Origin of the sequence: Ascidiimonas aurantiaca (genome assembly GCF_037646345.1) — a bacterium.
Lineage (GTDB): Bacteria > Bacteroidota > Bacteroidia > Flavobacteriales > Flavobacteriaceae > Ascidiimonas > Ascidiimonas aurantiaca.
On record NZ_JBBEWR010000017.1, the window covers coordinates 41,321 to 62,765 of the forward strand.

A 21,445-nucleotide genomic window follows, 5' to 3' on the forward strand; every position below is an offset into this window, starting at 1 on the left:
AAAAGAGCCCGATCGGGCTCTTTTTTATTTTTCAGGTATGCTCTCCAAAATAGCTTTGGTAAAAGTCCAGAATTTCTCTACCGATGCAATTTCTGCCCGCTCATCAGGAGAATGTGCTCCTTTTATATTAGGCCCAAAACTTATCATGTCCATTTCAGGATAATGCTGTCCTAAAATACCACATTCCAGTCCGGCATGACACGCTACTACACGAGGTTCACTCTCAAACAACTGTACGTACTTTTGTTTGAGTACCTGTAGAATAGGCGATTTGATATTGGGGGTCCATCCCGGGTAATCTCCACTATAGGTTACCTCAAACCCTGCCAGTTCAAAGGCTGCTCTTAAACTGTTCGCCAGGTCTGCCTTAGCCGATTCTACTGAAGAGCGGGTAAGACAACTAACCTGTATTTTTCCACTATCTGCATATACCCTGGCTATATTATTAGAAGTTTCAACCAACCCATCCATTGTCGCACTCATAGCATATACGCCATTTAAGGCAGCGTATAAAGCTCTGGTTAACCCCTCCTGAACACCAAGTTCCATGATCGCTTTCGGAGCATTTGTTTCCTTTACTTCAATTGCAAGTGAAGGCTCGGTAGAGGCCAGTTCTTTCTTAATAATTTCGGCAAGTTCTGTAAATTCATAAACAAAAGCATCTTTTTGTGGTGTATCTACCACAACTACTGCAAAACTTTCTCTGGGTATGGCATTTCGCAGCCCTCCGCCGTCTATTTGCGCAATGCGAAGGCCAAACTGCTCGAAACCTTCAAACAAGAGCCGGTTCATAATTTTATTGGCATTTCCCAGTCCCAGATGAATATCCATACCGCTGTGTCCGCCACGAAGTCCTTTTACGGTGATAGCATAGGCTATTGTTCCCTCGGGTACCTCTTCTTCGCGATATGTTCTAATAGCGGTAATGTCAACCCCGCCTGCACAACCTATATCAATCTCATCATCTTCTTCCGTGTCCAGATTGAGTAATATCTCACCTTCCAGCAAACCGCCTTCTAAGTGCATGGCTCCTGTCATACCGGTTTCCTCATCTATAGTAAATAATGCTTCGATAGCGGGATGAGGAAGATCATTGCTTTCCAAAACAGCCATAATGGTAGCTACTCCCAATCCGTTATCGGCTCCCAGAGTAGTACCTTTTGCTTTTACCCATCCTTTTTCTACATACATTTCTATTCCCTGGTTTTCGAAATCAAATTCAGTATCTGCATTTTTTTGATGCACCATATCCAAATGTGATTGTAAAACTACTTTTTTACGATTTTCCATACCGGGTGTTGCCGGTTTTCGTATAATCACGTTCCCAACAGTATCGCGAATGGTTTCCAGTTGAAGTTTCTTACCAAAATTCATTATAAACTCGATGACTCTCTCTTCTTTTTTTGAAGGCCTGGGCACCGCATTCAGGTCTGCAAAATTGCTCCAGATCTCTGCAGGCGCAAGCAAGCGTATTTCTTTATTCATATTACATGTATTAAACGTTACAAATGTACATATAGAACCTTACAATACCATTTATTTAATTATTTTTGGCGAATGACCAAGCGGATGAAAACCCTGATCGCTCTTTCCATTTTGCCACAAATAGTTGTGGTAAAGATACTTGCGAGATATCCGGATCTTATTGAAACCTATTACAGCAACGGGATATATCCCTGGATATCAGGTGTTTTCAGAATTATGTTTGGGTGGATACCCTTCTCGGTGGGTGATATCTTTTATACCATTGCAGCTCTGCTTATTATACGTTTTCTTATTCTAAAGGGCCGTATGTTTTTCTTCGAAACACGTAACTTTTTCCGGGAAGTATTTGTAGTATTATCTATCGTATATTTTGTATTTCACCTCTTTTGGGGAATGAACTACTACCGGTTACCCATAAGCAATACTTTAAACATTAGCGAAGACTATACAACAGAAGATCTGGTATCTTTTACAAAGCGTCTTATTGAAAAAAGCAATGAGTTACATCTTAAAATTACGGATAATGACACACTTATGGTAACCATCCCCTATACGCACAGGCAGATCTACGATAAAACGATGGATGGTTTTGCTGTTCTGGGTAACAAAATTCCGGGATTTTCATACAAACATAAAAGTATAAAGTCTTCTCTATACAGTAAAGCATTAACATATATGGGATATGGCGGGTATTTAAACCCTTTTACTAATGAAGCACAGGTAAACAGCCTCGCATTTAGTTATAAATATCCTACGGTAAGTTGTCATGAACAGGCACATCAAATTGGATACTCGGCTGAAAATGAAGCCAATTTTATAGGATATCTGGCTGCAGTGAACAATCAGGATATTTATTTTCAATATTCCGGTTATGTGTACAGTCTTCGGTATTGCCTGGGAGAGTTACGTCACCGTGATGAGAATTTATTCAGGGAAATGAATACACTTATTAACCCCGGCATCATAAAGAATTATATTGAAGTGGCCCGTTTCTGGAAGAAATATGAAAATCCCGCAGAACCTGCATTTAAAAGTTCATTTAATACATTTCTTAAAGCCAATAATCAAAAAGACGGAATTAAAAGCTATAATTATGTGGTAGCCTTATTGATAAATTACCATAAAAAGCATGTGCTATAGCTACGTTTTCCATGACCAATTCAATTCACAATTAACATTTATTCCTGCGCAGGGTTTTGATTTTCTATTAACTTTAGGACTTTTTAACTAACCCTTCCAGAAGAAATGAAAAGAAAATTATCCTTTCTCACCATAATATGGTGCTTTTACCTGGGTGCCGCCCAGGATTATTTTCCTAAAAATGATGGTGTTAAAACAGAAGATCATCATTATACTGCCTTCATCAACGCAAAAATATATACCGCTCCCGGGGAAACCCTTGATAATGCGACCCTTCTTATCAAAAAGAATACGATAGAAGCAGTAGGTGCTAATGTTTCATTACCAGAAAATTGTGTGGTCATTGACCTTAAGGGTAAATATATATACCCTTCTTTTATAGACCTGTACACTGATTTTGGGGTAGCCAAGCCTTCTGAAAAAAGGAGCCGGAATAACACGGTTCAATACGATGCTACCCGCGAAGGGTATTATTGGAATGACCACATTATGCCCGAAAAAAAGGCCATTGAAAAATTTAGTTTTAACGAAAAGAAAGCTGAAGAATTTCTCAAAGCAGGTTTTGGTGTAGTGAATACACATATACACGACGGTATTATAAGAGGTACCAGCGTTCTGGTTGCTCTCAATACCGAAGCAGATAACGGAAAGAGAATTTTGGACCAAAACGCTGCACAGCACCTTTCTTTTAAAAAAAGTGTTACTTCTCCCCAAAGATACCCTACTTCTCTCATGGGAGCTATGGCACTGCTTCGTCAGTTCTATCACGATGCCGCATGGTACGAAAAAGGCAATGCTAACACCAAAGATCTCGCCATTGAAAATGTATTAAAAAACCGCGAGCTCCCCCAAATATTTGATGCAGGAAGCAAATACAACAACCTGCGGGCAGATAAGATAGGTGATGAATTTGGAATTAACTATATCATAAAAGGCGGCGGAGACGAATTTGAACGCATTACGGAAATCGAAAACACCGGGGCACGGTATATCATACCCATCAATTTCCCGAAGCCGTATGATGTTACTGATCCTTATAACGCTTCAAAAGTTACTCTGGCCGATATGCGATTCTGGAACCAGGCGCCTTCCAATCCTGCACTGCTGGAAGAGCGTAATATACAATTTGCACTCACTACAGACGGTCTTAAAAAATTAAACACTTTTCATACGCATTTGCAGAAGGCTATTGCATACGGTCTAAGTAAAAAACAAGCATTGGCCGCATTAACTACCATTCCGGCTGCTTTTATGGGAAGAGAAAACCAACTCGGGAAACTGGCTGTAGGATATAATGCTAATTTCCTTATCGCTTCGGGAGATATTTTTGAGGAAAAAACCATTCTATATGAAAACTGGGTACAGGGACAAAAACATCAAATCAATGACTTTTCAGTAAAAGACATTAGAGGCACCTATCAACTTACGGTAGCAGGCACCTCATATGAACTTACCATAAACGGGAAACTTTCAAAGCCCACCGTAAAAGTAATGCAGGACTCTGTAAAGATTGAATCAGGGATCACTTATAACAACGGATGGGTTAACCTTTTCTTTACACCGGCATCAGATAAAGAGGCTTCTTTTGTTCGTTTATCAGCACCTGTAACCAATATCCAGAAAATTTTGGGAAAAGGCATCCTTACCAACGGAAAAGAAATTACCTGGGAAGCTATAAGAAAAGAGGATGCCGCTGAGAAAAACGAAAAGAGTGATGAGGAAAAAGCCGTTGCCGTACCCAAAGTAATGCCGGTTACGTTTCCAAACAAAGCTTTCGGTTTTTCCCAAAAGCCCGAAAAACAAAATATCCTTTTCAAAAATGCCACCGTGTGGACCAATGAAAATGAAGGGATTCTTAAAAATGCAGACGTGTGGGTTGTAAACGGAAAGATAAAAGCTGTCGGGAAAGATCTTGAGGCCAGTGATGCCCGTATCATAGATGCTTCCGGAAAGCATCTCACTTCGGGAATTATTGATGAGCATTCTCATATTGCAGCCGCCAGTATAAACGAAGCCGGACACAATTCAACTGCCGAAGTTACCATAGAAGATGTGGTAGAACCCGATGATATCGATATTTATCGCAATCTTTCAGGTGGTGTAACCACCATACAGATCCTGCACGGCTCTGCAAATCCTATCGGTGGAAGATCGGCCCTTATAAAACTAAAATGGGGAGAAAATGCTGATGAAATGCTTATAGATAATGCTCTCGGATTTATAAAATTTGCATTGGGAGAGAATGTTAAACAATCTAACTGGTCCAGTTATAACCGTTTTCCGCAAAGCCGTATGGGTGTTGAGCAGGTTTTTATAGACTATTTTCAAAGAGCAAAAGAATACAACGAAAAATGGGATGCCTATGAAGCCCTTTCCACACGACAAAAAGCAAGAACAAAAGCTCCCCGGTATGACGAAGAACTACACACCATCGCAGAGATTATAAACAAAGAACGCTTTATTTCCTGCCACTCATATGTACAAAGTGAGATCAATATGCTTATGAAAGTGGCAGAAAAATTTAATTTTAACGTAAATACATTTACCCATATTCTCGAAGGGTATAAAGTAGCCGATAAAATGGCAGCTCATGGTGTGGCAGGTTCCACCTTTTCAGACTGGTGGGCTTACAAATACGAAGTGAATGATGCCATTCCTTACAATGCCGCTATCATGCACCGTGAAGGGGTACTCGTAGCCATTAACTCAGATGATGCCGAAATGTCCAGAAGATTGAACCAGGAAGCTGCCAAAGCCGTTAAGTATGGAGGTGTTCCTGAAGAAGAAGCCTGGAAATTTGTCACCCTTAATCCTGCAAAAATGCTTCACCTGGACGATAGGACCGGGAGTATAAAAACCGGCAAAGATGCAGATCTGGTATTGTGGAGCGATCACCCCCTGTCTGTTTATGCCGTTGCTGAAAAAACCATGATAGAAGGCGTTATTTACTACGATTCTTCACAAATAGATAATCAGCTTGCCAGGATCGAAGAAGAACGCAATACACTTGTGAATATGATGATACGGGCCAAAAATAAAGGTATGAAAACCCGAACACCCGAGAAAAAGGAAAAAAGACATCTGCACTGTGACTCACTTTAAAAATTAAAAAAAATGAAAATTTTCAATTATATATTTCTGGTTGTTTGCGGTTTGATACCCCTTACCAGTCATGCCCAGCAAACCCCTGCTGCTAAACAAAGCGTTTCTATCGTAATTACCGGTGCAACCGTGCATATAGGCAATGGCGAGGTTTTAAAAAACAGTGCTGTAGGCTTTGAAAATGGTAAAATAACATACGTTGGCTCCGATTCAGGGGTCAATACTTCAGATTTCAATACCGTTATTGATGCCGGCGGACAACATATTTATCCAGGATTTATAGGTACCAATACTACTTTGGGACTGGTTGAGATCGACGCTGTACGAGCTTCAGACGATGATTCTGAAATTGGAGGCCTTATTCCTCATGTACGAAGTATAATTGCCTATAATGCCGAATCAAAAGTAGTAGAGAGTGTACGGCCCAACGGCATATTAATGGCTCAGATATCGCCCCGGGGCGGACGCATCTCAGGGACCTCTTCTATTGTGCAACTGGACGCATGGAACTGGGAAGATGCCGCAGTAAAAACAGATGACGGCATTCATATAACCTGGCCCGCAACTTTTAGAAGAGGACGTTGGTGGACCGGTGAAGACCCCGGCATGAAACCCAATGAAAAGTATCAGCAGGAAGTTGACGAACTTAAACAATTCACCAAAGAAGCCCAGGCTTACCTAAAAGGCGAAAGAGCTCCCAAAAATATTCCTTTTGAAGCCATGGAAGGCCTTTTTAACGGTACTCAGAAAGTATTTATCCGGGCCAATGATCAAAAACAAATTACCGATGCAGTTCTTTTTGCCAAAGAAACCGGAATAGAACAAATAGTGATCATTGGAGGAGATGAGGCCCACAAAGTAACCGATCTTCTGTCTCGCGAAAATGTAGCAGTACTCCTGAGCAGGCCACACCGCTTACCGGCAAAAGAAGACGATCACGTAAAACACCCTTTTATGCTAGCTTCACTACTCATGGATAAAGGTATTGTTACCGGAATAGAAATGAGCGGACAAATGGAACGTATGAATACCCGTAACCTTCCCTTTTACGCAGGAACATTTGCGGCGTACGGACTTCCAAAAGAAGAGGCCCTTAAACTCATTACCTTAAATGCCGCTAAAATACTGGGCATTGATAGTTTTGCTGGTTCACTGGAAGTAGGTAAAGACGCTACCCTGTTCATATCACAGGGAGATGCTTTGGATATGCGTACCAACCAGCTATCACATGCTTTTATTCAGGGGAGAGAAATAAGCCTTGAAACACATCAAACCCAACTTTGGAAACGCTATTCCGGCAAGTACGGACAAGAATAAAAAAAGGCCGGTAAAACCGGCCTTTTTTATATAAAAGCACTGCTTACTCTGTACCTTCTGAGACATAGACAGCAGCATCAGGTTTCTCAAAAATAGAAGCAGAAACACGTTCTTCAGAAAAGTTTATATTCTCAAATGATATCGTTCTGGCCGGTTCTATTATGTGGTGCCCCTCATTTTTGTACCATGTAATCGAATTAGGTACCACGAGTCCGTTTACCTCTTTCCAGTCATCATATCGAATAAATTTCACATTATTGTTAGCTTCGCCTTTTCCAAAAGTTACCGTATAACCCAACCATTGCATAGAATGGTCTTCTGCATCGTAATACACAAAATAATTGTCATCAGGAGCATCTCCTACATTCGCTTCAAAAGATATTTTGAATCCCGGATATGATTTTCCTTCGTATTGCAGATCATCAGTTTTCTCATATATGACCCCTGAGTCTGACAACACAAAAGGCATGGCATAAAAGTAGAACATAAGGTTATGATAAAAGCGGGCGTTCCCTTTAAAAGAATCTTCTTCCTGCAGTATCCATGAATCCCGGCCATCAAAACCAATGCGGTACAGATCTGTCTCAACCAAGTCATTACGAGACAGGAGATCAATGGTTTGTTTTTCATTTCCGTTAGGCTTCTTGATCTCAAACGTAAGGGTTTTCATAGCTTTCCACGTATCAACGCCTCCATGCCTGGTAAACACTTTTGCCAATGCCTCAGGGTACGCAGACAGAGCCTCTGTTTTTATTTCACTTACCACTGTTTCCGGCTGTTTTGCTTTTGGCTGACAGGACGCCAGCCCTATAAGGATCATTCCTAAAACACTTATTTTTTTCATTCCCGGTTTTTTAGTTTAGGTACTTGGTCGGTATCCCTGCGAAATAATTACACGAATAAATGTATTTTTACTGCGAATTCTACCGTATGATCAAAGAAATAGAAAGTTTACAAAACCCGCTTATAAAAAAAGTTATCTCTTTACGTGAAAAGTCCCGGGAAAGAAAAAAACATGCGCTTTTCATCATAGAAGGTAAAAGAGAGGTTACCCTCGCCTTACAGGCTGGTTATGAACTGGATACCCTTCTCTTTTGGGAAGAATTCATAACTCCGCATATGCTCGATCAATGGTTGTCCCAACGCAATGGGGCCAAGCTGGTAAAGATCACACCAGACATTTACAGAAAACTCGCTTACCGTGAATCTACAGAAGGTATTATTGCTATTGCTAAAAGTAAGGATCATAAATTACAAGACCTGAAACTGTCTAAAAAAAACACTTTAGTATTAGTTGCCGAGGCTCCTGAAAAACCGGGAAATATTGGCGCCCTGTTACGAACAGCCGATGCAGCAGCGCTGGATGCAGTAATTATTGCCAATCCTAAAACAGACCTCTACAACCCCAATATTATCCGCTCTTCCGTTGGAGGGTTATTTACAGTCCCTATTGCCACAGGAACCACCGAAGAAATAATTGCCTTTTTAAACAGGCAAAATATTGCTATTTACGCTATGGCTCTTACAGCTTCCATACCCTATTATTCAGTAGATTTTACCAATTCTGCAGCTATCGTTGTGGGAACAGAAGCAACCGGTTTAAGTGCTTCCTGGATCAATAGTGCAAAAACCAATATTATTATTCCCATGCAGGGAAAAATAGATTCCATAAATGTATCCGTAGCGGCTGCCATTCCTGTTTTTGAGGCAAAGAGGCAGCGCATTTTGAAAAACAAAAACCTTTAACCTAATCTAAACCAGAAACTAAAATGACCCCAGATACTCTTTTTTATATAGTGATCGCCATACTGGTTATTGAATTTATAGCAGATCAATGGCTGGGATATCTCAATGCGCGCCGTTTTAATGCTCCCGTACCCGAAGAACTGAAAGATCTGTATGATGCAAAAGAATACAGGAAGTCACAGCAGTACCAACGGGAACAGTACCGTTTCGGTCTGGTAAGCTCAGGGGTTAGCTTTGCTCTCATGTTAGGGTTCCTAATTTTCGGAGGGTTTGGGTATGTTGACAACCTTGCCAGATCTATAAGTCCTGACCCTATTATTATTGCTTTATTGTTTTTTGGAATACTCATCATGGGAAGCAGCCTGCTTACCCTTCCTTTTTCATGGTATCATACTTTTGTAATTGAAAACAAATACGGTTTTAACACCACCACGCGCAAAACATTTATAGCTGACAAGATAAAGGGATGGATACTCATGGCTATTTTGGGAGGAGGAATGCTCGCACTGATCATGAAATTCTACGAGTGGGCAGGAACCTCCTTCTGGCTATATGCGTGGGCATTGTTGGCACTCTTTAGTATTCTGGCAAATATGTTCTACAGCAGGTTGATCGTGCCTCTCTTTAACAAGCAAACCCCTTTAGAAGAGGGTTCTTTAAAAACAGCTATTGAAGCCTACGCTTCCCGGAACAATTTTGAACTGGATAAGATCTTTGTTATCGACGGGTCAAAAAGATCCACCAAAGCCAATGCACATTTTTCCGGTTTTGGAAAACAAAAACGAATAGCTTTGTATGACACACTTATCAATGATCTGGAAACACCTGAAATTGTGTCAGTGCTTGCACATGAGGTAGGGCATTATAAAAAAAATCATATTTTGTTCAATCTATTGGTTTCTCTTTTACTCACCGGGGTTACTTTTTATATCCTTTCTGTTTTTATTAACTATCAGGAACTATCGCTGGCTATTGGTGTAGAGACTCCGGGGTTTCATGCAGCACTACTTACTTTTGGTATTCTGTACAGCCCTATTTCTGAGGTTACAGGGCTTTTGATGAATTACTTCTCCCGAAAATTTGAATATCAGGCCGACGCTTTTGCCAAAGATACCTATGAGGCTGCCCATTTAATCAGTGCCCTTAAAAAGCTTTCAAAACACAGCCTGAGTAACCTTACTCCGCATCCTGCCTACGTTTTTATGCATTATTCACATCCGTCACTTATTCAACGTATAAAACAGCTTAAGGCATAGATTTTGTTGTGTAATAAGAAAGTTTACATTACTTTTAATTTATGACATTAATTGATCTGGAAGAGGAAAACAAAGCCATTGCGAAGCAGTATAAAGAACTGTTGCGTATAAGCTATCAGACGCTCAGCGAAGATGATAAAAAGCTGATAAGAAGAGCGTTTGATACGGCTGTTGATGCCCATAAAGATCAACGAAGAAAAAGCGGAGAGGCATATATTTTTCACCCTATAGCCGTAGCCAAAACAGTTGCCTCCGAAATCGGTATGGATGCCACCTCTATTGCTGCTGCACTTTTACACGATGTGGTAGAAGATACCGAATATACCCTAGAGGATATCGAAAGGCTTTTTGGTGAAACCGTAGCCCGTATTGTGGACGGACTAACGAAAATTTCACATTTAAGTGTTGAAAAGGACGTTTCATTGCAAGCAGAGAATTTTCGGAAAATGCTATTGACCCTTAATGATGACATACGGGTTATTATTATTAAAATAGCAGACCGGCTTCACAATATGCAAACCATGGAAACGATGCCTGAGCACAAACAGGTAAAGATCGCCTCTGAGACCTTGTATATTTATGCGCCTATGGCTCATAGAATAGGTTTATACAACATCAAGACCGAACTGGAAGACCTCGGGTTAAAATATACCGAACCAGAGGTGTACAACGATATTCTGAGCAAAATTGAAGAAAGTAAAGAAGACCAACAGAGGTATATAAAAGATTTCTCAAGTGTTATTGAAGAAACTCTTGATAAAGAAGGGCTCAATTACCAAATAAAGGGACGTACCAAATCCATTTTCTCCATAAGAAGGAAAATGCAGGCGCAGAATGTGAGCTACGATGAGGTGTATGATAAATTTGCCATTCGTATCATTTATAAATCTGATAGCCGAAATGAAAAATTCCTGGCCTGGAAAATTTACTCGGTAGTAACCGACCATTTTAAACCCAATCCCGTACGCCTTCGCGATTGGATATCCTCTCCGAAATCAACCGGTTATGAAGCACTTCATATTACCGTTATGGGCCCTAAAGGACGTTGGGTAGAAGTACAGATACGCAGTGAGCGAATGCATGAAATCGCCGAAAAAGGGTATGCTGCTCATTTTAAATACAAACACGGCGAGCAACAGGAAATGGGGATCGATATCTGGCTCAACCGTTTACAGGATGCTCTGGAAAACTCTGAAGGAAGCGCAGTAGATTTTGTAGAGGAATTTAAACTCAACCTGTACGCTAAGGAGATCTTTGTATTTACTCCAACCGGAGACCTGAAATCTCTCCCTAAAGGAGCCACTCCACTTGACTTTGCTTTCCATATTCACACCGAAGTAGGCATGCGTACCAGAGGTGCAAAAGTAAACAGCAAACTGGTACCACTAAGCTATCCTCTTAAAAGTGGAGATCAGGTAGAGATCATTACTTCCGAGCAATCTAAACCCAATGCCAACTGGTTAGATTATGCTACTACCGCACGTGCACGCACCAAGATCAAATCTTCCCTGCGGGAAGAGAAAAAGGAAATCGCAGAAGAAGGTAAAGAGCTGCTTAGGCGTAAACTCAAACAACTCAAGATAACTCTCAATGAAAGAATAGTAAACGAACTGGTAATTTATTTTAAGCTTAAAACCAGTCTCGATCTTTTTTACAGAGTAGGTATCGGCACCATTGAGAATCAGAAATTAAAAGATTTTGCCGCTGCCAGAAACAATACCTTTATCAACTTCTTCAAAAACAGAATGCGTAAAAGTCCTGTTCCTGAAGATATTAATAAAGAAGAGATCACCTCCCGGTATGACCTGTTAGTATTTGGCAAAGAAGAAGAAAAACTAGATTATAAGTTTTCCAATTGCTGTAACGCCATTCCCGGAGACGATGTATTTGGTTTTGTTACTATTAATGACGGGATCAAGGTTCATAAAAAAGATTGTCCTAATGCCATTTCATTACAATCTAATTATGCGTATCGCATTATGTCTGCCAAGTGGATAGACTCCTCGCAACAGGAGTTTACAGCAGTCATTAATCTTACCGGTATTGATAACATAGGACTGGTAAGCCATGTCACCAAAATTATCTCCCAAAACATGCATGTGAATATGAAAAATTTGAGTTTTGATACTAATGATGGAGTGTTTACAGGAAAAATAACCGTTGAAGTGAAAAATAAAACCATTCTTAAAAAGCTCATAGACAATCTCCGTAAATTAAACGGTATTGATAAAGTAACCCGAATTTAATTTTTAACTGTACCTTTGTACAATATTTGGAAGGCAACATATGGCGAACGAAAAGAATCAGGAAATCGTAAAAAATGTTTTCACTAATTTTCTGGAAGAAAACGGCCACCGGAAAACTCCGGAAAGGTATGCTATTTTACAGGAAATCTATGATAATGACGATCATTTTGACATTGAGTCACTATACATTAAAATGAAAAATAAAAATTATAGAGTGAGTCGCGCCACACTCTATAACACCATAGAGCTTCTGTTGGAATGCAACCTGGTAAGAAAGCACCAGTTCGGGCAAAACCAGGCCCATTACGAAAAATCGTATTTTGACAAGCAGCACGATCATGTTATTCTTACAGATACAGGCGAGGTAATGGAGTTCTGCGACCCCAGGATACAAACCATAAAGAAAACCATCGAAGAGGTTTTCAATATTAAAATTCACAACCATTCACTTTATTTTTACGGAACCAAAAACGAAACAAATCACTAACTTACAAAGTACTTAATTATAATGGCTGTAGATTTACTACTGGGGCTGCAATGGGGGGATGAAGGAAAAGGAAAAATTGTTGATGTTCTCACAAAAGATTATGATATCATTGCCCGTTTTCAGGGAGGGCCCAATGCAGGGCACACTCTCGAATTTGATGGAATAAAGCACGTTTTACATACCATTCCATCAGGAATTTTTCATAAAAATGCAATCAACATTGTTGGGAACGGAGTAGTTATTGACCCCGTTATTTTTAAGAAAGAACTCGATAATCTTTCCGGTTTTAACATCGACCTCCCTTCAAAGCTGTTTATATCAAGAAAAGCACATCTTATATTACCCACACACCGATTACTGGATGCGGCCTCAGAAGCTTCTAAAGGAAAAGCTAAAATAGGTTCTACCTTAAAAGGGATAGGCCCGGCATACATGGATAAAACCGGCCGTAACGGCATACGCGTGGGTGACCTGGAACTGGATGACTGGAAAGAGCGCTACAGAGCACTGGCGAACAAGCATGAGGCCATGATAAAGTTTTATGATGTTGACGTTCAGTACGATCTTGCCGAACTGGAAGCAGAGTTTTGTGAAGGTGTGGAAACCCTTAAATCCCTGACTTTCATTGATAGTGAAGAATTTTTCTATCAGGCTCAAAAAGACGGAAAAACCATTCTTGCAGAAGGTGCCCAGGGTTCCCTTCTCGATATTGACTTTGGCACATACCCTTTTGTAACCTCTTCCAATACTACAGCGGCGGGAGCCTGTACAGGCCTGGGTGTAGCCCCTACCAGAATAAAAGAAGTACTGGGTATTTTTAAAGCGTACACAACCCGTGTTGGCAGTGGCCCCTTCCCCACCGAGCTTTTTGACGAAACAGGAAAACTCATGGCCAAAGTGGGGAACGAATTCGGTGCCACAACCGGAAGACCCAGAAGATGTGGCTGGCTTGATCTTGTGGCATTAAAATATGCCGTTCGCGTAAATGGTGTTACCCGTTTAATGATGATGAAAGCAGATGTACTGAGCGGTCTTAAAAGCCTAAAAGTATGTACCGCTTATAAATACAACGGAAAAACCATTACCCACCTGCCATTTACCATTGATGCCGAAAATGTAACCCCGGTTTATACCGAACTGCCAGGCTGGGACACCGACCTTACCGGATTACGATCGGCAGATCAACTTCCCAAAGCCCTTAACAGCTATATAAAATTTCTGGAAAAAGAGCTCGAGGTGCCTATTAAAATAGTCTCCGTTGGGCCAGACAGAACACAAACCATACACCGATAAGTAAAAGCCTCTCCCACGAGAGGCTTTATAATACATTTTGTACACCACCTTAGTATATTAAAATCCTCTTAACGGCAAGGCCGCTTCTGTTAAAAATCTTATTTTTGAACCAAAATCTAAAGGGTTGAGACTATCCTATTACATACTGGTTACTATACTGATAAGTTTATTTTCTTTTTGCGCATATGCTCAGGAAAAAAAGAAAACAATTACCGTTGTTTACGGAGGGAACTTTGATAAAGATGAAGCCAAATATCCGGGAGCTTCCATTTTCTCACGTGATGAAGACCGGCAAGTACAATTTGAACATCAGGGCGGGGAGTTATGGTGTGACCTGGCCATTTACAATCAAAAAGAAAATAAAGTAAGGGCCTTTGGTAATGTACGCTTTAACCAGGGAGATTCTTTACAGCTAACCAGCGAAAAACTCGCTTACGACGGAAATATAAAAATGGCTGTTGCCAGTGAGTCCGTTATACTCCAAAATGCACAAATGACGCTTGAAACCGATACGCTTTATTTTGACCGTAGTATTCAACAGGCCTATTATGATTCGTTTGGTACCGTAAAAGATTCGGCCAATGTATTAACCAGCGACAAAGGCCGCTATTTTGTAGAGCGCAAAAAATATCAGTTCCTCAGTGATGTAACTATTACCAATCCTGAATATACGCTGGAATCTACCCGATTAGATTATTATACTACCAGTAAGCATGCCTATATGTACGGGCCATCTACCATTACCGGCGAAGAATACGTAACCTATTGCGAACGCGGTTTTTACGACACCACCGATGAAAATGGCTATTTTGTAAAAAATTCCAGAATAGATTATAACAACCGTACCATTTACGGCGACAGTCTTTATTTTAATAAGTTTGAAAATTTTGCTTCGGCAACTAATAATATTAAAGTAATTGATACAGTAAATAAAGGTATAGTGAAAGGTCACTATGCAGAAGTGTTTAAAGAAAAAGATTCTGTATTTATCACCAAAAGAGCATTGGCTGTTAATCTTGTAGAACAGGACTCTTTATATATACATGCAGATACCCTTATGGTAACCGGCCCTCCCGATAATAGAATTATAAGAGGTTTTCGCAATGCCAAACTCTTTAAAAAAGACCTGAGTGGCAAATGCGACTCCATACACGTAAACCAAAAAACAGGGCTCACACAACTCATAGGTGAACCTTTAGGCCCCCAGGGAGATGAGCTACCCCTTTTAGAACGAAAAATGAAAGGACCCGTACTGTGGTCCGGAAGAAATCAGATGACAGGTGACAGTATTCACCTAATCTCAAACGTAAAAACTGAAAAACTGGACTCTCTCAAAGTGCTTAACAATGCGTTTATAGTAGAAAAAGATTCTTTGAGTGAATCAGGGTATAATCAGGTAAAAGGGAAAGATCTCTTTGGCAAATTCGAAGAAAATGCATTGAAGGAAGTAGATGTTATAAAAAATACTGAAGTCATTTATTATATGTACAATGACAGTGGAGGGTTTATTGGCATCAATAAAACCATATGCAGTGCCATAAATATGACCTTTTTTGAGAGTCAGATAGAAGATATTACCTTTTTTACCAATCCGGATGGTGATATTTTTCCGGACAAGGAACTTCCTCTCAATGCGCGTAAACTTTCCGGGTTTATCTGGAGGGAAGATGAAAAGCCCCTTGATCAGAATGATCTTTTTGATGAAGATGACAAAAATGTACAATTGGTAAAAATTCGTGGCCTGACCGAACCCATAGACATCGACGCCGAAGAATTTGAAAGACAACAAAAAGAAGAAACTCCCGATACAGGAGCAAAAACGGCTTCTAAGAAAAAAGCACCTAAAACAGGTCAGTAACCAAATGATCTCCCTATCGGTATGAAAAAAGATTTCTTCAAGTATCAGGCACAGACCTCACCACATCCTTTAGGAATGGAGATAAGCCATGCACATGGTAGTTATATATTCGATAAGGCTCAAAAACCTTATCTGGACATGGTAGCAGGAATATCGGCATGCAGTCTGGGGCATTGTCACCCCGCAGTGGTAGATGCCGTTAAGCAACAAACAGAAAAATATCTGCATGTTATGGTATATGGTGAATATATACAATCACCCGCAGTAAATTTCACCAGATTGTTAGCTTCTTTTCTACCCCAACCCCTAGAAACCACCTATCTCACTAATTCTGGCACAGAAGCTACCGAAGGCGCCTTAAAACTGGCAAAAAGAATAACCGGCCGTTATGAGATCATAGCAGCCAGAAACGCCTACCACGGCAATACCCAGGGCGCCATGAGTGTTATGGGCTACGAAACCCGTAAACAGGCGTACCGTCCTCTTATACCCGGCACCCGGTTTATACAATTCAATCACGAACCCGATATTGATAAAATTACTTCCCGAACGGCGGCTGTAATTTTAGAAACCATACAGGGAGGAGCAGGGTTTATTACCCCAACAGAAGGGTATCTTAAAAAAGTAAAAGAGCAATGTAAAAAAGTGGGGGCGCTGCTCATTCTTGATGAAATACAGCCCGGTTTTGGAAGAACCGGTAAATTATTTGGGTTTGAGCACTATGAAGTAGTTCCCGATATCCTGGTCATGGGCAAAGGTATGGGAGGCGGGATGCCTGTAGGCGCATTTACAGCATCTCATGAACACATGAGCACCCTGAAAGAAGCTCCCAAATTAGGACACATTACCACATTTGGAGGACATCCGGTAATTGCCGCAGCCTGTCTGGCCACACTTAAGATAATCACTTCCGGAAATTTTATGCAGGACGTACTGGAAAAAGAAAGATTGCTTCGACAACTTCTTATACATCGGCATATTAAAGAAATTCGGGGAAAGGGGCTTATGCTAGCTCTTATTCTCCCTAATGCCGAAATGGCTAATTATCTGGTTACTGAAGCTTTAAAAAAAGAATTACTTCTTTTCTGGCTACTTTTTGAACCTAAAGCAGTTCGTATAACACCTCCATTAACTATTTCTAAAGAAGAATTAAAGAAAGGATGTACTATTATTTTAGAAATACTGGACCAATATCAGGAAACACATGTTAACTAATTTGTTGATAACAAAAAGGCGGATTACCAAATTTTAACTCAGCATCTCTTAATTTTAAATACATAGAAATCTAAAAGCGCATAGCCTATGCAATTTAGTTCTAGTGAAGACAAAAACCTACCCATTGCAAAGTTTGAGTCAATGTTGAAAACCAACGATGTTTACTTTTTTGACTCTGCAGATTTTGAAGAGATTATTCACCATTATCTGGATACTGGTAAAGTAAACCTCGCCAAAAAAGCAATTAAGATAGGACTGGAACAACACGTAAACTCAACTAACCTGAAACTCCTTCAAATTGAAGTGCTTGTTTTTGAGAATCAATTAGAGATCGCTGAGAGAATGCTTAATGATCTTATGGCCATTGAAAACTCTAATGAAGAGATTTACATCCAAAAAGCCAACATCTATTCTAAGAAAGACGATCACTCAAGAGCCATAGAGCTACTTAAGTCAGCACTCGCCTATTCAGATGATCCGCCGGATATCTATTCGCTTATTGGTATGGAGTATCTTTTTATGGACGATTACAAATCGGCCAAAGACTACTTTATTAAATGCCTGAAAGTAGATCCGGATGATTATTCATCGCTATACAACGTTATTTATTGTTTCGAATTCCTGGAAGAATATGACGGGGCCATTGAGTTCCTGAATACCTACCTCGACAAGAACCCTTACTGCGAGGTAGCATGGCACCAATTGGGGAAACAGTTTTTTGTCAAAAAAATGTTTAAAGAAGCCCTGGCCAGTTTTGAATTTGCCATTATTTCTGACGATATGTTTGTGGGTGCTTACCTCGAAAAAGGAAAAGTATTGGAAAAAATGGGACGCTACGATGAAGCTATAGAGCATTATGAAATGACCCTTACCTTGGATGACCCTACCTCTTTTGCCTATCTGCAAATGGGTAAGTGTTATGAAAAACTGGGAAGAATGGAGCAGGCGCAACAATATTACTATAAAACAGTTCATGAAGACCCACTGCTGGATAAGGGGTGGATGGCTATTACCAACTTTTACTTTAAGCAGAAGCAATATCAAAAAGCATTATACTACAGCAACAAAGCCATTAATATTGATAGTGAAAATGTGCTATACTGGAAGCTTAATGCTGAGATAAATAAAGAACTGCAGATGTGGGAAGAGGCAGACCTGTCATATCAAAAAACTGTAGAGCTTGGAAATTATGAGCTGGAAACCTGGATTTCCTGGTGTGATATCCTTCTAAAGCTGGGTGAATACGAAAGTGCAGCCCGGTCATTAATGCAGGCATTAGAGTTTTATCCCGAAGAACCCATTCTGGAATACAGGCTGGCAGGTATATATTTGCTCACTAATGACACATTAAAAGGAACTTTCCATTTAAAAAATGCACTGAGGAAAAACTTTGAAGATCACACCGTTTTAGAGAGGTTATACCCATCCGTATTTTCCAGAAATTCTGTTAAGAATATTATAACAAATTTTAAAAACACTTCTATATAATATTTCCATACTTTTGCCGTGTTAATTTGACAACATGGAACGATCGTTCAAAGACTTTTTGGTTATTACCCTCAAAGGCCTGGCGATGGGAGCGGCAGATGTGGTACCAGGTGTTTCAGGAGGTACTATTGCCTTTATCTCAGGTATTTACGAAGAACTTATCTCCACTATTAACAAACTGGATCTCGCTGCTTTAAAAATTTGGAAAAGTAATGGCTTCAAAGCTATGTGGGAGCATATCAACGGAAGTTTTTTACTGGCGCTTTTTTCCGGTATTCTTATCAGTATTCTCTCTTTGGCAAAAACCATAAAGTGGCTTTTGGAAAACGAACCTATTATATTGTGGTCGTTCTTTTTCGGGTTGGTTGTTGCCAGTATCTTTCTTATATCCAAAAGTATTACCAAATGGAACGGTATCGTTATTATTGCTTTACTGGCAGGTACCGCTGTTTCTTACTACGTAACTATTCTGGAGCCCACCTCCTCTCCTGATAATCTTCTCTATCTTTTTTTCTGTGGTTTTATCGCCATTATAGCCATGATTTTACCTGGCGTATCCGGAGCTTTCATTTTAGTATTGCTCGGTGCCTACAGTACCGTTATAGGTATGGTAAACCAGTTTACAGAAAGTATTTATGAATTTAACCTTAGCAAGTTTAGCGATGCTTTTATAAAATTTATCACTCTGTTTGCGGGGGCCGTAGTAGGTATAAAGACATTTTCAAAGATCCTTAACTGGATGTTTGCCAATTTTAAGAACATTACGCTGGCCGTTCTCACAGGTTTCATGATAGGTTCTTTAAACAAATTATGGCCATGGAAAAAAACCATTAGCTGGTTTGAAAATTCACATGGAGTGCAGGAACCCCTTTTGCAAAAAAGCATCTCTCCCAATGTTTTTAATGGTGATCCTAAACTAACCTGGGCACTGGCTCTTATGCTCATTGGCTTTTTAGTTATATTTTTACTTGAAAAAATTGCACAAAGAGCCAAAACAGAAAAATGAGCAAAAGCACAAGAACACTTCAGGACAAAATATTTTTGGTGATCAAAGGGTTGGCTATGGGGGCAGCCAATAAAGTACCGGGTGTATCAGGAGGTGTAGTTGCTTTCGTAGCAGGTTTCTATGAAGAATTTATTTACTCTCTTCAAAAAATAAATGCAAAAGCCTTCAAGCTTCTTATCAACGGGCGGTTCAATAGTTTTTTTCGTTACATAAACGGGCGGTTCCTCGGTTTACTGGTTTTTGGCATGCTCATAAGCTACTTCAGCATATCCAAATTACTGGACTACTTTATTGAAAAAAAAGAACTCTTTGTCTGGGCTGCATTTTTTGGAATGATCATTGGCTCAATATATTACATTGCAAAAGATTTTAATCACTGGAACCGAAAAACCGTGACCTCATTAATACTGGGTATTGCCATAGGGGTATCTATCAGCTTTTTGAGTCCGGCACGGGAAAACACAAACCTCCTGTTTATTTTTATTTGTGGCATTATCAGCGTATCGGGCATGACCCTTCCCGGTCTCTCGGGCTCGTTTATCCTTATCTTACTGGGAAACTATGTCTTACTACTGGTTGACTCGGTAAATGCCCTATATGATACTTTTGCTGAAGTTTTAAGAGGTGATCTCAGCTTTCTTCACAATCAGGAACGCTTAGATATGTTACTTATTCTGGCAGTTTTTACCCTCGGGTCTGCTACAGGATTGGTTACATTCTCCCATTTACTCTCTTTTGTGCTCAAAAATTTTAAAAATATTACCACTGCCCTTATCATGGGTTTTATTTCAGGTTCGCTGGGAGTTGTATGGCCCTGGAAAGAAACTATTTTTAAGACCGATGCTTCCGGAGCTTTCCTTCTGGACAGTAATGGCATGCAGGTAGTTCAAAACTACAAGCGTTTTTTACCCGATATGTCTGACCCTGAAAACTGGTTAGCCATAGGTTTTATTATATTTGGTATTTTAGTAGTACTTGCACTGGACTGGTATGGAAAAAAAACTCAAAAGCGTCCCTGAGCTATATGGCCTTTTAGGAAAGAATATTGAGTATTCTTTTTCCCGGGGGTATTTTAAAGAGAAATTTGAAAAAGAAGGTCTCAAAAATGCATATTATACCAATTTTGATATTTCTGACATATCCTGCTTTCCGGAGATTTTAAAACAATACCCAAACCTCAGGGGTTTAAATGTCACTATTCCTTATAAGGAAAGTATAATACCCTATCTCGATGATCTGGCTCCCGAAGCACAACACATAAAAGCCGTAAATACTATTTGTTTTGAAAAAGGTAAACGTATAGGATATAATACAGATGCTTTCGGGTTTAATGAGTCACTTACTCCTTTTCTGCGACCCTGGCACCAAAAAGCGCTGGTTCTGGGTACAGGCGGAGCTTCAAAAGCCGTTGCGTATATTCTTCAAAAAAAAGGAATTACTCCTGTTCTACTCTCAAGAAAAAAGCGGGAAGGCGGTTTTATATACCAAGAGCTCACTAAAGAGATTATAAGGTCACATCTGGTAATTGTAAACTGTACTCCGCTGGGAACCTCTCCCTACATTCATGCAAAACCCATATTGCCTTATCAACATCTTACCGAAAAACATCTTCTGTATGACCTTATTTATAATCCTTCAAAAACTTCATTCCTGAAAGAAGGGGAAAAAGCAGGAGCCACTATTGTTAACGGACTCAAAATGTTAGAATTACAGGCTGAAAAAGCGTGGGAGTTGTGGCAAAAACCTTCTTTAAAGGTGTAATACCTTTTTTTACTGTAAAGCGCAAAATTCTTTGCCATGTAAAGA

Annotated in this window: 16 protein-coding genes; 14 read left to right on the forward strand and 2 right to left on the reverse strand. The window is 40.0% G+C overall.

Going from position 1 to position 21,445, the window contains the following annotated elements; all coding sequences use genetic code 11:
* Window positions 1-24: 24 nt before the first annotated feature.
* Complete coding sequence (locus tag WAO84_RS15565) at window positions 25-1,485, reverse strand: aminoacyl-histidine dipeptidase (protein ID WP_340066966.1); 1,461 nt, start codon at window positions 1,483-1,485, stop codon at window positions 25-27.
* A 72-nt stretch (window positions 1,486-1,557) separates the two neighbouring features.
* On the opposite strand from WAO84_RS15565, the gene WAO84_RS15570 reads away from it, so the two are divergent.
* The 3 genes from WAO84_RS15570 to WAO84_RS15580 all read left to right on the forward strand — a co-directional run bounded on the left by WAO84_RS15570 (window position 1,558) and on the right by WAO84_RS15580 (window position 7,044).
* Window positions 1,558-2,625: a DUF3810 domain-containing protein gene (locus tag WAO84_RS15570; RefSeq protein WP_340066967.1), complete on the forward strand. Its 1,068-nt coding sequence runs from the start codon at window positions 1,558-1,560 to the stop codon at window positions 2,623-2,625.
* Window positions 2,626-2,730: 105 nt separating this feature from the next.
* Window positions 2,731-5,727 carry an amidohydrolase family protein gene (locus tag WAO84_RS15575; protein WP_340066969.1) on the forward strand — a complete coding sequence of 999 codons (2,997 nt, stop codon included), beginning with the start codon at window positions 2,731-2,733 and terminating at the stop codon, window positions 5,725-5,727.
* 12 nt (window positions 5,728-5,739) lie between these two features.
* Window positions 5,740-7,044 (forward strand): amidohydrolase family protein, encoded by a 1,305-nt coding sequence (locus WAO84_RS15580; RefSeq protein WP_340066970.1) that lies wholly within the window; start codon window positions 5,740-5,742, stop codon window positions 7,042-7,044.
* A 43-nt stretch (window positions 7,045-7,087) separates the two neighbouring features.
* On the opposite strand, the gene WAO84_RS15585 is transcribed toward WAO84_RS15580, so the two are convergent.
* The gene (locus WAO84_RS15585) at window positions 7,088-7,888 is read right to left on the reverse strand and encodes a DUF6503 family protein (RefSeq protein WP_340066972.1); all 801 of its coding nucleotides are present in this window, start codon (window positions 7,886-7,888) and stop codon (window positions 7,088-7,090) included.
* Window positions 7,889-7,974: 86 nt separating this feature from the next.
* Between WAO84_RS15585 and WAO84_RS15590 the strand changes: the two genes are divergently transcribed.
* The 11 genes from WAO84_RS15590 to WAO84_RS15640 all read left to right on the forward strand — a co-directional run bounded on the left by WAO84_RS15590 (window position 7,975) and on the right by WAO84_RS15640 (window position 21,400).
* Window positions 7,975-8,790: a TrmH family RNA methyltransferase gene (locus tag WAO84_RS15590; RefSeq protein ID WP_340066973.1), complete on the forward strand. Its 816-nt coding sequence runs from the start codon at window positions 7,975-7,977 to the stop codon at window positions 8,788-8,790.
* Window positions 8,791-8,813: 23 nt separating this feature from the next.
* Complete coding sequence (locus WAO84_RS15595; RefSeq protein ID WP_340066974.1) at window positions 8,814-10,046, forward strand: M48 family metallopeptidase; 1,233 nt, start codon at window positions 8,814-8,816, stop codon at window positions 10,044-10,046.
* A gap of 41 nt (window positions 10,047-10,087) precedes the next feature.
* Window positions 10,088-12,292, forward strand: coding sequence for a RelA/SpoT family protein (locus tag WAO84_RS15600; protein ID WP_340066975.1), 2,205 nt, complete (start codon window positions 10,088-10,090; stop codon window positions 12,290-12,292).
* 40 nt (window positions 12,293-12,332) lie between these two features.
* The gene (locus tag WAO84_RS15605; protein WP_340066976.1) at window positions 12,333-12,779 is read left to right on the forward strand and encodes a Fur family transcriptional regulator; all 447 of its coding nucleotides are present in this window, start codon (window positions 12,333-12,335) and stop codon (window positions 12,777-12,779) included.
* 21 nt (window positions 12,780-12,800) lie between these two features.
* Complete coding sequence (locus WAO84_RS15610; RefSeq protein ID WP_340066977.1) at window positions 12,801-14,072, forward strand: adenylosuccinate synthase; 1,272 nt, start codon at window positions 12,801-12,803, stop codon at window positions 14,070-14,072.
* Between the two features lie 124 nt (window positions 14,073-14,196).
* A complete protein-coding gene (locus tag WAO84_RS15615) occupies window positions 14,197-15,930 on the forward strand; it encodes an OstA-like protein (RefSeq protein WP_340066979.1) in 1,734 nt (577 codons plus the stop codon).
* Window positions 15,931-15,951: 21 nt separating this feature from the next.
* Window positions 15,952-17,145, forward strand: coding sequence for an aspartate aminotransferase family protein (locus tag WAO84_RS15620; RefSeq protein WP_340066980.1), 1,194 nt, complete (start codon window positions 15,952-15,954; stop codon window positions 17,143-17,145).
* Between the two features lie 87 nt (window positions 17,146-17,232).
* Window positions 17,233-18,633: a tetratricopeptide repeat protein gene (locus tag WAO84_RS15625; RefSeq protein ID WP_340066981.1), complete on the forward strand. Its 1,401-nt coding sequence runs from the start codon at window positions 17,233-17,235 to the stop codon at window positions 18,631-18,633.
* Window positions 18,634-18,667: 34 nt separating this feature from the next.
* Complete coding sequence (locus tag WAO84_RS15630; RefSeq protein WP_340066982.1) at window positions 18,668-19,639, forward strand: DUF368 domain-containing protein; 972 nt, start codon at window positions 18,668-18,670, stop codon at window positions 19,637-19,639.
* Window positions 19,636-20,658, forward strand: coding sequence for a DUF368 domain-containing protein (locus WAO84_RS15635; RefSeq protein ID WP_340066983.1), 1,023 nt, complete (start codon window positions 19,636-19,638; stop codon window positions 20,656-20,658). Before WAO84_RS15630 ends, WAO84_RS15635 begins: the two co-directional genes overlap by 4 nt.
* Window positions 20,630-21,400, forward strand: coding sequence for a shikimate dehydrogenase family protein (locus WAO84_RS15640; RefSeq protein WP_340066984.1), 771 nt, complete (start codon window positions 20,630-20,632; stop codon window positions 21,398-21,400). The genes WAO84_RS15635 and WAO84_RS15640 overlap by 29 nt, the downstream gene beginning before the upstream one ends.
* Window positions 21,401-21,445: the final 45 nt, after the last annotated feature.